The sequence below is a fragment of the Dietzia sp. ANT_WB102 genome, from assembly GCF_008369165.1.
Taxonomy (GTDB): Bacteria; Actinomycetota; Actinomycetes; order Mycobacteriales; family Mycobacteriaceae; genus Dietzia.
This window is the reverse complement of record NZ_VOBA01000001.1, coordinates 423,707-437,740: the sequence shown is the minus strand read 5'-3', so window position 1 is coordinate 437,740 and position 14,034 is coordinate 423,707. Positions and strand designations below refer to the sequence as shown.

10 protein-coding genes are annotated in these 14,034 nt (G+C 69.1%); all 10 read right to left on the bottom strand.

The features are described 5' to 3' along the window. Positions 1 to 10: 10 nt before the first annotated feature. Positions 11 to 1,054: a tellurite resistance/C4-dicarboxylate transporter family protein gene (locus FQ137_RS01955; protein ID WP_255583380.1), complete on the bottom strand. Its 1,044-nt coding sequence runs from the start codon at positions 1,052 to 1,054 to the stop codon at positions 11 to 13. 25 nt (positions 1,055 to 1,079) lie between these two features. Then, entirely contained in the window at positions 1,080 to 1,874 is a 795-nt protein-coding gene (gene narI / locus FQ137_RS01950) for a respiratory nitrate reductase subunit gamma (RefSeq protein WP_149290896.1), read from the bottom strand. Then, positions 1,871 to 2,593 (bottom strand): nitrate reductase molybdenum cofactor assembly chaperone, encoded by a 723-nt coding sequence (gene narJ, locus FQ137_RS01945; protein ID WP_149290895.1) that lies wholly within the window; start codon positions 2,591 to 2,593, stop codon positions 1,871 to 1,873. Before narJ ends, narI begins: the two co-directional genes overlap by 4 nt. Positions 2,594 to 2,596: 3 nt before the next feature. Continuing rightward, positions 2,597 to 4,252 (bottom strand): nitrate reductase subunit beta, encoded by a 1,656-nt coding sequence (gene narH / locus FQ137_RS01940; protein WP_149290894.1) that lies wholly within the window; start codon positions 4,250 to 4,252, stop codon positions 2,597 to 2,599. Further along, positions 4,252 to 8,022: a nitrate reductase subunit alpha gene (locus tag FQ137_RS01935; RefSeq protein WP_149290893.1), complete on the bottom strand. Its 3,771-nt coding sequence runs from the start codon at positions 8,020 to 8,022 to the stop codon at positions 4,252 to 4,254. Before FQ137_RS01935 ends, narH begins: the two co-directional genes overlap by 1 nt. Then, positions 8,019 to 9,299 (bottom strand): nitrate/nitrite transporter, encoded by a 1,281-nt coding sequence (locus FQ137_RS01930; RefSeq protein ID WP_149290892.1) that lies wholly within the window; start codon positions 9,297 to 9,299, stop codon positions 8,019 to 8,021. Before FQ137_RS01930 ends, FQ137_RS01935 begins: the two co-directional genes overlap by 4 nt. A 201-nt stretch (positions 9,300 to 9,500) precedes the next feature. Beyond that, positions 9,501 to 10,778, bottom strand: coding sequence for a globin domain-containing protein (locus FQ137_RS01925; RefSeq protein ID WP_149290891.1), 1,278 nt, complete (start codon positions 10,776 to 10,778; stop codon positions 9,501 to 9,503). A 140-nt stretch (positions 10,779 to 10,918) separates the two neighbouring features. Next, positions 10,919 to 11,419, bottom strand: a complete 501-nt coding sequence (locus FQ137_RS01920; protein WP_149290890.1) for an Rrf2 family transcriptional regulator — start codon at positions 11,417 to 11,419, stop codon at positions 10,919 to 10,921. Between the two features lie 174 nt (positions 11,420 to 11,593). After that, positions 11,594 to 13,414 (bottom strand): NTP transferase domain-containing protein, encoded by a 1,821-nt coding sequence (locus FQ137_RS01915; RefSeq protein ID WP_255583374.1) that lies wholly within the window; start codon positions 13,412 to 13,414, stop codon positions 11,594 to 11,596. Further along, on the bottom strand, positions 13,411 to 13,998 hold the full coding sequence (locus tag FQ137_RS01910; RefSeq protein ID WP_149290889.1) for a TetR/AcrR family transcriptional regulator: 588 nt from the start codon (positions 13,996 to 13,998) through the stop codon (positions 13,411 to 13,413). The genes FQ137_RS01915 and FQ137_RS01910 overlap by 4 nt, the downstream gene beginning before the upstream one ends. Between the last annotated feature and the right edge of the window lie 36 nt (positions 13,999 to 14,034).

Sequence of the window (14,034 nt, the reverse complement as noted above, 5' to 3'; positions counted from 1 at the left end):
TCTTCTCCTGTCATCGGGATGGGGCGGACGCGGACGGCCGCGCGAGCCGGGAGCGGATCATCCCGGCCAGGGCGATGACCCAGGATGCGACGGCCACCCACATCCATGCCTCACCGATCGAGGCGACGATGGGCAGGTTGTCGGCGCGACCGAGGTACATGCCCGCGACGGCGTACATGCCGAGGGGGAAGACGATCGACCACCAGGTCGGTTCGAAGCGGAAGGGCACCCCCTTGACCCAGTGGCGCCACACGCCCACAGCGACGAGGACAGGGATGAGCCACGTGGCGAAGCACCAGAACACCACTACCAGGCCGGCGACGAGGCCACGGACGGCGTCGACCATCGGGGCACTGGACATCTCGACGATCCGGGCGCCGGCGACCACCGTGATCGCGACCGCTCCCATGGAGACCCAGTACGGGGGATCGAGCTCCTTCGGATCAATTGGGTAGAGCATGAGCCGGAGCGAGACGAACACCGCACTCGCCACGTAGAGGACGATGCCGACGGACCACGAGGCCACGGCCCCGATGGCGAGCGCGTCACGGGCGGACTCGAAATGGAGTTCCAGAGTCGCCGCCGCGACCGCCACCGACTGACTCGCGACTACCCAGATGAACCAGGTGCCGTTAGCCTCCGCGATGACGGGCCGTTGGTCACGGGACAGCACCGCGACCCAGGGAACCGTGTAGCCGAGGACGAGCCACGCCAGCGCCGCGACGCACAGGAGCGTCGCGGACACGGCGAACAGATCGTGGGCGGCGAGTCCCACAGCGAGGACGTTGGTTCCCGCCACGAACGTGAAGAAGAGGAACGCCGTGCGGGAGTCGTGGAGATCGGCCACGACTTCCGCCCGGTAGGCGGTCAGCCGCCACAGCGTGAGGACCACGAGGACCACGTACTCGATCGCCGCGAGGACGAGCAGGAAGACGGACAGCGTCTGCCAGCCCCGCTGTCCGGTCCCCACGGCGACGATCCCCGTCGCCATGACCATCGCGAAGTAACCCGGGGACAGGCGCGCCGGCGTCGGGAGGCTGCGGAGAGGAGTCACCGGGTGAAATCAGGGCCGCGTCGGTTCAGCGTGGCCGGGCCGACCCGGCATGCGGCTGTCCGATCTGGCGACTCGCGTCGCCGACGTCCTCACGCATCCAGCCACGCCGGTAACGGCGGTTACCGAACTGGGTGGACGGCCGCGAGCGGTACACCACGTACGGCCGCCACAGGTACCCGACGGGCGCCGAGAACACGTGGACCAGGCGGGTGAACGGCCAGATGGCGAACAGCAGGAAGGCGACGATGGCGTGCGCCTTGAACGTCCACGGCGCGTTCATCATCAGCGCGGGGTCGGGCTGGAACCAGAAGATCCCTCGGAACCACACCGCGAGTTCGTCCCGGTAGTCGTAGTGGCTGAGGATATTGCCGACGACCGTGTTGGCCATGCCCAGGAAGATCGTGGCGGTGAGGAAGACGTACATCACCTTGTCGTTGTTGGTGGTCGCCGAGAACACCGGGCCGACCGTGCGTCGGCGGTAGATGAGGATGGCCAGGCCGACGACGGTGCAGACCCCTGCGACCGCCCCGATGCTCACCGCGAGCCAGTGGTACATCTCATTGGTGATGCCCACCGCCTCGGTCCACGATTTGGGGATGACCAGACCGATGATGTGGCCGCCCACCACGAACAGGATGCCGAAATGGAACAGCGGGCTGCCCCAGCGCAGGAGCCGCGACTCGTACAGCTGACTGGATCTGGTGGTCCAGCCGAACTTGTCGTAGCGGTACCGCCACCAGTGACCCACGATGAAGATCGCCAGGGCGACATAGGGCAGGACCACCCACAGGAGGACGTCCGGGATCGCTACGTCGGTCATGGTCGGGCCCCGCTTTCCAGGTAGGACGAGGAGGTGAATGCTTCGAGGCCGACCTCTTCGTCGGGCGGCCCCTGAGCGATGAGTCGACGGACGGCGTCGTGATCGTCGCCACCGATCGGAGGGAGTGTCGCCGAGACCGTCTCAAGTGCGAACGCCCAGGCGGAACCACGGTCGGTCAGGGCGATCCGGAGCAATTCCAGCCCCGGACGGTGCTGCACGAGAAGTGCCCGGCAGCGTGCGAGGTCGTGCTGGGCGCCGAACTCCAGCAGGACGCCCAGGTGGTCGGGCAACTCTGCGGCGTCGAGCACGGCGCCGACCGACTTGTATGTCTCGACGAAGTCGACCAGGGCCGTCCCGCGCTTGCGGGTGTCGCCGTAGCGGTAGTACGTCAGGTAGAGACAGCAGCGGCGACGCAGGTCGAAGGTCTCGACGTACTCCTCCTGTGCCTCACCCAGCGGTGTCGATTCGAGGTGCTCGATCAGTCCCAGCAGCGGGCGGGCGACCTCGCCCCGGTCGACGGCCAGCTCGCGGATGAGTGGAAGCCGCTCGAGGAGCTCGGCGGTCGGGTAGTCGAGCAGCAATGAGACGGCCTGGTAGAGCACCTGGTCACCGGGGGCCCCGCGGCCGACGTGGGGCCCCGACCCGGGAGTGACGGCCCGTCGCACCCGTTCGAACAGGTCGCTGCCGAAGCCGGTGCCGGCGAGGAACTGTGGTGCCACGGCTCAGCCCTCGTTCCGCGGGAACAGGCCACCGGTGCCGACGCCATCCCAGTTGAGGAGGTTGACACGCCGCTTCTTGTCGCCGGGGGAGGCGATCGTGTCGGAGGTCTGCCGTTGCTTGAGAGCGTGGAAGCTCTCAACCGCGATCGGCAGTGCCTGGTCGCCGGAACCTTCACCGAACGGCCCGGACTCGCCCATCATCCCGGGGCCGCCGTCGTAGTCGAGACTGCACTCGGTGACCAGTTCCTCAAGAGAGTGAGCTTGCTCCTGGTGGGCGGTGGGGATGACGTACCGCTCGTCGTAATGGGCCAGGGCGAGGAGGCGGTACATGTCGTACACGTCTTCTTCGCTCATCCCCACGGCGTCGCAGATCTCGCTGCGGGGCTCCCGACCGAGGTTGATGTCGCGCATGTAGGTGCGCATCGCGGCCAGACGGTTGAGCACCACCTGAATGGTGTCCACGTCGCCGGCGGTGAACAACTCCGCCAGGTACTCCATCGGGATGCGCATGGTGTCGATCGCCCCGAACAGGGTGTCGGCGTCCTCACCGTCACCGCCGTCGGCGGCGACGCGGTCGACGATGGGGGACAGCGGCGGGATGTACCAGACCATCGGCATGGTGCGGTACTCCGGATGCAGCGGCAGGGCCACCTCGAACCGGGAGATGAGCTGCCAGATCGGCGAGCGCTGCGCGCCCTCGATCCAGTCATCCGGAATCCCGGCTTCCCGGGCGGCCGCGATGACCTCGGGGTCGTTCGGGTCGAGAAAACTCTCGCGCTGTGCGGCGAGCAGGTCGTGCTCGTCGGGCACCGACGCGGCCTCGAGCACCTTGTCCGCGTCGTAGAGGATCAGCCCGATGTACCGGAGCCGCCCCACGCAGGTCTCCGAGCACACGGTGGGTATTCCCACCTCGATGCGCGGGAAACAGAACGTACATTTTTCGGCTTTGCCCGTGCGGTGGTTGAAGTACACCTTCTTGTACGGACAGCCGGTCACGCACTGGCGCCAACCGCGGCACTTATCCTGGTCCACCAGCACGATGCCGTCCTCTACCCGCTTGTACATCGCTCCAGACGGGCAGGAGGACACACACGACGGGTTGAGGCAGTGCTCGCAGATTCGCGGCAGGTAGAACATGAAGGTCTCTTCGAACTCGGTCTTGATCTCCTCGCTGATCTTGCCGAGGATCGGATCGTCCTTCATGTGGGTGGGCGAACCGCCGAGGTCGTCGTCCCAGTTGGCGGACCACGTGATCTTCATGGGCTTGCCGCTGATCAGGGAGTAGGGCCGGGCGACCGGGGTGTGCTCCTGAAGTGGGGAGGACACGAGCACGTCGTAGTCATACGTCCACGGCTCGTAGTAGTCGTCGATAGACGGCATGGTGGGGCTGGAGAAGATCTGCAGCAGCTTCTTCATGCGGCCGCCGGCCTTGAGCCTGAGCCGGCCATTCTTCCCGAGTTCCCAGCCGCCCTTCCACCGTTCCTGGTCCTCGTACGTGCGTGGGTAGCCCAGGCCCGGCCTCGTCTCGACGTTGTTCCACCACATGTATTCGGTGCCGGACCGGTTGGTCCAGGCCTGCTTACAGGTCACCGAACACGTGTGGCATCCGATGCACTTGTCCAGGTTCATCACCATGGACATCTGGGCCATGACGCGCATCAGTACTTCACCTCCTGCGAGCGACGGCGGATGACCGTCACCTCGTCGCGTTGGTTTCCGGTGGGGCCGATGTAGTTCCACGCGTAGTTGAAGTGCGCGTACCCACCGATCAGGTGGCTCGGCTTGATGAGGATCCGGGTGGCGGAGTTGTGGATGCCGCCGCGCTTGCCGGAGGTCTCCGAGATCGGCACATCGATCGTGCGGTCTTGCGCATGGTGCATGTAGACCGTGCCGGACGGCATCCGGTGCGAGACGACCGCGCGGGCGACGATGACGCCGTTGCGGTTCACGGCCTCGATCCAGTCGTTGTCGACCACCCCGACCAGCTCGGCGTCCTCCTTGCTCATCCAAATGGTCGGCCCCCCTCGCGAGAGGCTGAGCATGAGCAGGTTGTCCTGGTACTCCGAGTGGATCGACCACTTGTTGTGGGGGGTGAGGTAGCGGACCGTCAGCGCGGCGCCGCCGCCCCCGCTGCCGTCGTCACTGCCGAGCACGGGCTCCCCATAGAGCTCGTGCATGTTCAGCGGGGGCCGGTACACGGGCAGCTGTTCGCCCATCTCCGCCATCCAGTCGTGGTCCATGAAGAACTGCATGCGACCGGTGAGCGTGTGCCACGGCTTGAGGCGTTCGACGTTGATGACGAACGCGCTGTATCTGCGGCCACCGTGTTCCGAACCCGACCACTCGGGCGAGGTGATGACAGCCTGCGGCCGGGACTGGGTGTCGGCGAAGGTGATGCGTTTGCCGGACTCGCCGCGGGACAGGTCCGCCAGCTCCTGCCCGGTGCGGACCTCGAGCTGCTCGAAACCCTGGGTGGCCAGCCGACCGTTTGTCGTCCCGGACAGGGTGAGGATCGCCTCGCACATCCGGATGTCCGTGTCGAGCCGCGGGCGTCCCTTGCCCACGCCCTTCCGGGTCTCGCCGTTGGCCTTGAGCAGGACCCCGATCTCCTCATCCGGTCGGAGGGTGATCCCCTTCACCGGCATCCCCGCCTTCTCGGCGAGCGGGCCGAGAGAACCGAACTTCTCGGCGAGCAGACGATAGTCGCGCTCCACCGCGACGATCTTGGGGAAGTTCTGCCCCGGCACCGGCTCGCACGCCCCGTCCTTCCAGTCCGAGACGGTGCCGCCCGGGTTGGCGAGGGCGTCCGGGGTGTCGTGGGTGAGCGGGACCGCGACGACGTCGGTGCGGGTATCGAGGTGCCCGTGGCTGAACTCGGAGACCTTCTCGGCGAGCAGGCGGAACGTCTCGAAGTCCGTCTTGGTCTCCCACGGCGGGTCGATCGCGGGCGTGAACGAATGCACGAAGGGGTGCATGTCGGTGGTGTTGAGGTCGTGCTTCTCGTACCAGGTGGCCGCAGGGAACACGAGGTCGGAGAACAGTGTCGTGGAGGTCATGCGGAAGTCGAGCGTGGTGAGCAGATCGAGTTTTCCGTCCTCGGCGTCCTCACGCCACACCATGTCGCGTCCGCGGTGACCTTCGGGTGCCTGGTCGGCTCGAAGCGATGAATCGGTGCCCAGCAGGTGCTGGAGGAAGTACTCGTCGCCCTTGGCAGACGATCCCAGCAGATTGGACCGCCACACCGTGAGGATCTTGGGGGCGTTGCCCGGCCCGTCCGGGTCCTCGGCCGCGAACCGTAGCGAGCCGTCCTTGATGCGACCCACCACGTGCTCAGCGGGCGACACCCCTGCCTCGGCGGCCTCGGCCCCGAGATGGAGCGGGTTCTCGGTGAAAGTCGGGAAGGACGGCATCCAGCCCAGCCGCGCCGACATCGCCACCAGGTCGGGGGTGCTCATGCCGGCAAAGCGGTTCTCGCCGGTGGGGGAGGCGAGGACATCTGCACCGTAGGCGTCGTACTTCCACTGTCCGGTGTGGAGGTAGAAGAATGCCGTCGAGATCATCTGTCGAGGCGGCCGGGACCAGTCCAGGCCCATGGCCACCTGCTGGAAACCGGTGAGTGGCCGGACCTTCTCCTGCCCCACGTAGTGTGCCCACCCGCCGCCGTTGACGCCCTGCGTCCCGGTGAGGATGGTCAACGCGAGGAACGCGCGGTAGATGAGGTCGGAGTGGAACCAGTGGTTGGTGCCGGCCCCCATGAGGATCATCGAACGCCCGCCGGACTCCAGGGCATTGCGGGCGAACTCGCGACCGATCCGCTCCGCCTGCACCGCCGGTACGCCGGTGTGCTGTTCCTGCCACGCCGGCGTGTACGGCTCGAGGTCGTCATACCCGGTCGGCCACGTGCCGGGCAGGCCGTCGCGATGCACGCCGAACTGCGCCATCATCAGGTCCAACACGGTGGTCACGCGCAGGTCCTCGCCGTCGTCACCCTTCACCGTCCGGTAGGGAACGCCGCGGAGGACGGTGTCGGCCTCACCGCGCACGGTGTCGAAGCGCGGCAGGACGACCTCCGCGGTGCCTTCACGGGTGTCGAGCATGGTCAGGGCCGGGTCGACCTCCCCCAGATCCAGGTTCCAGTCCCCCACCCCCTGCTCGCCGTAGCGGTGACCCAGGGTTCCGTTCGGCACGACCAGTCGGCCGGTCGCGGCGTCGATGAGTACGGTCTTGTTGGCGGCGTTCTCGCCCGGATCGGAGTCGAGGACCCCCGCGCCGAGCATGTCGGCCGTCACGAACTTGTGGGGCAGGACCGAGCCGTCGTCGCGGGTGCGCAGCGTCACCAGGAACGGCAGGTCCGTGTACTGCTTGGCATAGCGCTCGAACTCCGGCGTGGCCTTCCGTGCGTAGAACTCGGTGAGGACCACGTGAACCATCGACATGGCGAGTGCGCCGTCGGTACCCGGGTGCGGGTGCAGCCACTCGTCGGCGAACTTGGTGTTGTCCGCGTAGTCGGGGGAGACCACCACGACCTTCTGGCCCTTGTACCGGGCCTCCGTCATGAAGTGAGCGTCCGGAGTGCGGGTGACGGGGACGTTGGAGCCCCACATGATCAGGTACGAGGAGTTGAACCAGTCGGCCGACTCAGGCACATCGGTCTGGTCGCCGAACACCTGCGGGGACGCGACGGGCAGGTCCGCGTACCAGTCGTAGAACGACAGCATGGAGCCACCGAACAACTCCACGAAGCGGGAACCGGCACCGAACGAGGCCATCGACATCGCCGGGATCGGGGAGAACCCGGCGACACGGTCGGGCCCGACGGTCTTGGCGGTGTACACGTGCGCCGCGGCCGCGATTTCCATCGCGTCGTCCCACCGGCAGCGGACCAGCCCGCCCTTGCCCCGGACCCTCTTGTAGTAGGCGGTCTTGTCCGGGTTCTCGACGATCGACGCCCAGGCGTCCACCGGGTCGGAGTGCTCGGCGCGGGCGGCCCGCCACAGCTCCATGAGACGACCGCGGACGTAGGGGTACCGCACCCGGGTCGGCGAGTAGGTGTACCAGGAGAATGCGGCGCCGCGAGGGCACCCTCTCGGTTCGTACCCGGGGAGATCGTCACCGATATCCGGGTAGTCGGTCTGCTGTGCCTCCCAGGTGATGATCCCTTCCTTGACGTACACCTTCCACGAGCACGACCCCGTGCAGTTGACGCCGTGGGTGGAGCGCACCACCTTGTCGTGCGACCAGCGGTCCCGGTAGAACACGTCAGACTCGCGCCCGCCGGCGTGGGTGACGGTACGCAGGTCATCGGAGGCCTGGCCCCGGCGGAAGAAGCGACCCGCCTTGAGCAGAGCGTCCGAAGCGGGACCGTCGAGTCCAGCCTCGCCGCGGCCGGTGAGGGGATGCGCCTGGCGGGAAGAGTCGGTGCTGGTCATGCCGGGTTCCTTTCGGGGTCGACAGACTGTGCCCGGGCTGTGCGGAGGAACCACAGCCAGGTGAGTACGGCGGTCATGATCGAGAGGACGAAGAGCAGGAGCAGACCGATCCGGTAGTTTCCGTGGGCGGTCCAGAAGTAGCCGAGCAGCAGGGGTGGGACGAAGCCGCCCAGGCCGCCGACGGCGCCGACAATCCCGGTGACAGAGCCCACTGCCGAGGGATCGACCAGTTCCGCGACCAGTGCGAAGACCGCGCCCGAGGCGACGCCGAGCGAGGCGGCCATGAAGAGGAAGACCGCGGTACCGACCGGGTAGAACGTCCCCTCCTCGGTTCCCAGCAGAGGCATCCGCTCGGTGGCCGCGGCCGCCATCAGCCCGGTGACGGTGAAGCTGGCGATGAGAACCCAGGCGCCGGGGAACTTGTCGGCCAGCGCACCGCCCAGTGGTCTGCAGGCCACCGCGATCACCACGAACACGGCGGTCCGCAGGGCCGCGTCCTCCGTGTCCAGCTCGTAGAAGTTGTGGAGATACGTGGGCAGGTAGACGGAAAACGCCACGAACCCGCCGAAGCCCATCGTGTACAGCCAGGCCAGTTTGAGGGTGACCGGCCGGGCGAGGGTTCCCGCCGCCTTGACCACCCAGTTGCCCTGGGCGGGCGTCCATGCCGGTGAGTTCTGCAGTAGCGCCCGGGCGACGACCGCGTACACCGCGAGCAGGATCGCGACCAGAATGAACGGTGCCTGGTCCCCGAATGCGCCGCGGAGCCGGAGGGTGGTGAAGGCCGCGATGGCGGTGCCGCCCATGCCGGCACCGAAGATGCCGATCGCGGTGCCGCGACGATGAGGGGGGAACCACGAGTTAACGGTGGGGACGCCGACGGCGAAGGAGGTGCCGCCGATCCCCAGGAAGAAGCCGCCGATGAGCAACGCGGCGTAGCTGTGGTCGACGAATCCGACGAACAGGGTGGGGACGATCGTCAGTGCCGCGATGAGGGGGAACATCGTGCGGCCGCCCAGCCGGTCGGTGAGCGCACCCACGGGGATCCGACCGAGCGAGCCGACGACCACAGGTAGCGCCACCACCAGAGACTGCTGGAACGACGTCAGCCCGAGCTGGTCCTTGTACGTCGCGCCGAGCGGTCCCATCAGGGCCCATGCCCAGAAGGTCAGGAGGAAACCCGAGAAGCAGAGGGCGAGTGCGAGATTGGCCTGCTTCGGGTCGGGGCCGACAGGTGATTCGGCGGCACCTGTCAGGGAATCTTGGGCTGAGGACACCATGGGTCCTTTCGCGTCGGCTTCTCGCTTCATCGGGCTCGCTCGGGAGAAGGTCGCCCGACTCCCGAGTCTGTGCCACAAGACGGCGCCCGTCTGCGAGATCGCCGACACACCGACTGTTTGTTATCGCGCAAATACACTTCAGAGTGAGCCTTTGGCCGGTCGGCGTGGGCCCGGAAGACGTCCGGGCCCACGCCGTCGGGACTACACCAGCCAGTCGTTTGGCGCGAACAGTTCCGCGTGGAGGCGGTCGGCGGGCACGCCGGCCTCGATGAACTGGGGGCGGAGCGACTGGAGGAAGCCGGTGGAGCCGCAGAGGAAGACGTGCGCGCCCTCGGGGAGCTCGACCGTGGACAGGTCCATGTATCCCGGGTGCACCGCGCCCGGGCCGGACACGGTCTCCGCGCCCTGCTCGTACCAGGTGTGCACGTCGGCGTCGGCGAGCAGTGAGGACTCGCCCGCGACCTCCTCCGCCAGGACGTGGTCGGCCGGGGAGCGGTCGGCATGCAGGACGAGCACCCGGCGGCTGTCCTCCGTCGCCGACAGATGGGCGAGCATTCCGAGCATCGGGGTGATGCCGATGCCGGCAGAGCAGAGGACTACGGGTGCGGCGGAGTGGTCGCTGCCAATCCCGGCAGCGTCCAGGACGAGGTCGCCGAACGGGAGGGTGACCTGGATGGTCGTGCCGACCCGGGCGTGGGCGTGCAACCAGCCGGAGACCTCTCCAGCGGGACAGCTGACCTCACCCTGGACGCCCTCCTCGACACGGCGGACGCCGATACGCCACGTGCCGTCCCCCGGTGCCGTGGACAGCGAGTACTGGCGCAGCTGGCGCGCACCGTCGGGAAGGACCACTCCGACGGACGTGTACTGGCCTGGGCGGAAGTCGGGCAGCGGCTCGCCATCGGGCCCGCCGAGGGTGAACACGGTGACCGAGTCCGTGACGTCCTCGCGGGCGATCACGGTGGCGGTGCGGAAAACGTCACCCGGCTCTACCCGGGCCTCGGCGTAGAGCGCGGACTCGAAGTCCACCAGGACGGCGGCCATGATCCAGTAGACCTCGTCCCATGCTGCAGCGACCTCCGGGGTGATCGCATCGCCCAGCACCTCGACGATCGCACCGAACAGGTAGTCGTGGACCACCTGGTACTGGTCCGGGGTGATGCCGAGGCTCGCGTGCTTGTGACCGATGCGGGAGAGCATGTCGACCGGGCTGCGGCCGTCCACCAGCAGCGTCGCGAAGGTGGCGATCGATGCGGCGAGCGCGCGTTGCTGTGCACCCAGGTGCTGGTTGCCTCGGTTGAAGGTGTCGCGCAGGAGCTCGGGGTTGTCGGCGAACATGGTGCGGTAGAAGACCGGTGTGATCTCGTCGATGTGGGCGCCGATGACCGGCAGCGTCGCGCGGATGACGGCAGCGTGCTCCTCGGAGAGCTCGCGCGGGTGCGCGAGGATCGACTCCAGTGTGGTGAGCGACGTGGTCATGGTGATCTCCTTCTACAGCGGCGCCGGGACCAGGCAGAGGCGTCCCGAGGCGCGACGGGGTAGCCCGGGCACCGTTCGGGCCGGACTGGGATGGGGGAGTGGGCTGGTCGGCGCACGGTGGACCGGCGCCGACCGGGTGGTCAGGGTCCCGGGCCGACGCCCGGGAGTGGGCTGGAATCGTGATTCGGGGAGGGTGCCAACCGTGGGGCGGGACCCAGGTCGAGGGTGACCTGCCGGGTGGGCGCGCGAACGATCGCGGTGACCGTGAGCGGGTCGAGGGCGGTGAAGAACGCGTCGCGGGCGTCGACCAGGGCACGTCGGAGGCCGCAGTTGCCGGCCAACGGGCAGGGCGTCGGGCCCTCGCACTGGACGACCTCACCCGGGCCCTCCAGCTCGCGCAGCAGTCGTCCGACGGACTCGTTGCGGCCCGCCTCGGTAATGACGAGTCCGCCGCCCCGACCGCGCCGGGACTCGGCGAGGCCGAGTTCGACGAGTCGGGAGACGATCTTGGCCACGTGGGAGGTCGAGGCGTTCACCGACTCGGCGATCGCCGCGGCGGTCATGCGGTCGCCGCGCTCATCGGCGACGGCGAGGCGCATGAGAGCGCGGATCGCGAGATCGGAGGACCGGGACAACTGCACAACGCCGAGCGTGCCATATTCCGAACTACCTGAGCGCATTTGTGCGCGGTGATCTTAAATACGTTCTGAGCTGGACATTTGCTGTTTCTCTGATCCGTTCGGATGGGGCAGCGAACGATCGTCGCCCCGACCAGCCCGTATGCGGCTACCGCCGCGGGGAATCCATTGGGGAGCTCAGATCCACTCGATGAGTTCCACCGGCTCGTCCACCGCCCCGTCCGCGGGGGCGGTGTCGGGGACGAGCGCCAGGACGGGCGCACCCGCGAGATCAGCCAGGTGGGCGGTACGGAGGCGTGGAGTGATGGTCCAGCCGCCTGCACCGTCCGGACGGGCTGGCAAGATCCGTGTTCGACCCGGGGCGGCCAGGTCGTCGAGCCCGTTCAGGTGCGCGACCGTCGGGGTGCGCTGGCGACCGGTGAGGGCGTCGACCAGCGCCCGGCCCGTCGTCGCCGCCGCGGACACCGCCGCCAGCGGGTTCCCCGGCAGGCCCAGGAGGACGCGCCCGTCGGCCAGCACGGCGACGAGCTGCGATCCCCCCGGACGGACGCGGACCCCGTCGAGGACGACCCGCGCGCCCGCCCGCGCCAGGGCCGGGCGGAGGAGATCGGCGACGCCGCCGCCGGTGGCGCCCACCAAGACCAGCACGTCGCCGGGACCGTCCTTGAGGAGGGCGCCGACCGCGTCCGCGGTGTCCGGGCAGTGCCCGGGCGGGCCGACCGACCCGAACCCGGCCCGCGTCAGCACCGCGCCGAGCACCGGGCCGACCGTGTCGCGGATCCGGCCCGGCGGCAGCGGCGAGGGCGCCTCGGCGGGCAGGACCTCGTCGCCGGTCGTGATGAGCGACGCACGGATCGGCCCCCGGACCGGGATTTCGGTCACCCCTGCCGAGAGGGCCGCGGACGCCAGCGCCGCGTCGAGTACCGTGCCCGCAGCAGCCAGCTGGTGCCCGACCGGCCAGTCCTCGCCGACCGGGCGCAGATCGTTCACACCGGCGGCGTCCGGCGATGCGGTGACCACGTCGGGGCCGGCCGCGGCCCGGGTCACCGTGACGAGCTCGTGCCGCAGCACGCGATCGCAGCCGGCGGGGGCGAGCGCGCCGGTCGCGATCGGCGCCGCGCTGCCGGGTACCAGTGACGCGGGCGAGTCGTCCCCGGCGCGACGGGACGTCCCGGTCAACCGCCAGGGGCCCCGCCCGGCCAGCGCGTAGCCGTCCATTGCCGAGACCGGCTCGCGCGGCATCGGATCCACGGCGATCAGTGCTGACGTGAGTACCCCACCGACGGCTGCCAGGGGCGGGCGCCCGTCCGCCGGCGACGGTGTGAGCGCCGAGCGCAGGACGGCACCCACGTGGGGGAGGCCGATGGGTCCGCGCCCGGCCACGTCGGCCCAGGTGTCCACGTCCCGTGCGGCGCTTCCGACGGGGACGCGGACGACATCCTCGCCGTCGTAGAGGGCCCGGACGGCTCGCCCGCCCACGCCGCCGGAGCGCTCCAGGGCGGTCACACGCGAGGTGAGGGCGCGGCGGTCCCACGCGGCCAACAGATACTGGTCGCGGCCGGCGGCATCCACCGCGAGTGCGGCTCCCGGGCGGTGGGAGGCGGGGTGGGGCCGCAGCGCGTCGAGGAGGTCGCGGAGGGTGGCGGCGTCGAGGTCGGGGAGGTCACAGGCGACGACGACGACGAGGTCCACCGACTCCGGTAGCGTCCGCAGTCCCGCGGCGATCCCCGCCACCGGCCCCGAGAAGGGCGGGTCCTCGCGGGTGTCACCACCGGGGCCCACGGTGCGGACGGGGCCCGCCACGGCCCGGGCGGCGCCGAGCACCGCCTCCACCATCGGTCGTCCCGCCACCGCCACGGAGCCCTTGTCGATTCCGCCGAGCCGGCTCGCGCGACCGCCGGTGAGAACGATCGCCCCCACACTGCCGTCACCACCGCAGACGTCACCACCGCAGCCGCCCCGACCGGGGCCCGGACCATTGGTGCCAGGCCCGGTCACACGGCGTCCTCGGTCCGGCGCCCGCGCAGGAAGTCGTCGACCAACCGCTCCACGTCCTGCGTGGTGAAGGGGCGCAGCCCGATCATGCGGGCCAGGACCACGGGGCCGGCGAGCTGCGCCACGGCCAGATCGCGGTCGCCGGGGATGAGGATCCCGGAGTCCTCGCCAGCGGAGAGGACGGCGTGCAGGGGTTCGGTGTACGACTCGGCCACGCTCCGGCGGAGCCGGCCCACCTCGTCGTCGTCACCGGTGTCCCGGCCCATCGCCAGCCACCCCAACATCGACTGCTGGAGTGGCGCGTCCTGGACGAGTTGCGTTATCGACGTGGCCAACTCCAGGAGTTGCTCGCGGATCGGTAGACCGGTCGGGGGACGCGTCGGGGTGGGGAGCAGCCGTCGGAAGGTCGCCGCGATCAACGAGTCCGTCGACGGGAAGTTGCGGTACAGGGTGGTCCGGGCGACCCCCGACAGTCGGGTCACCGCGTCGACTGTCACCGCCGCCGCGCCGCCGGACAGCAGCAGTGACGATGCTGCTTCGAGCAGCTTGCTCTGTGAGCGGGCGCGCCGCGGGTCTTGTGACGACATGTCTTTATTGTGGCCCGCCCGGTGCGCCGGGGTGGG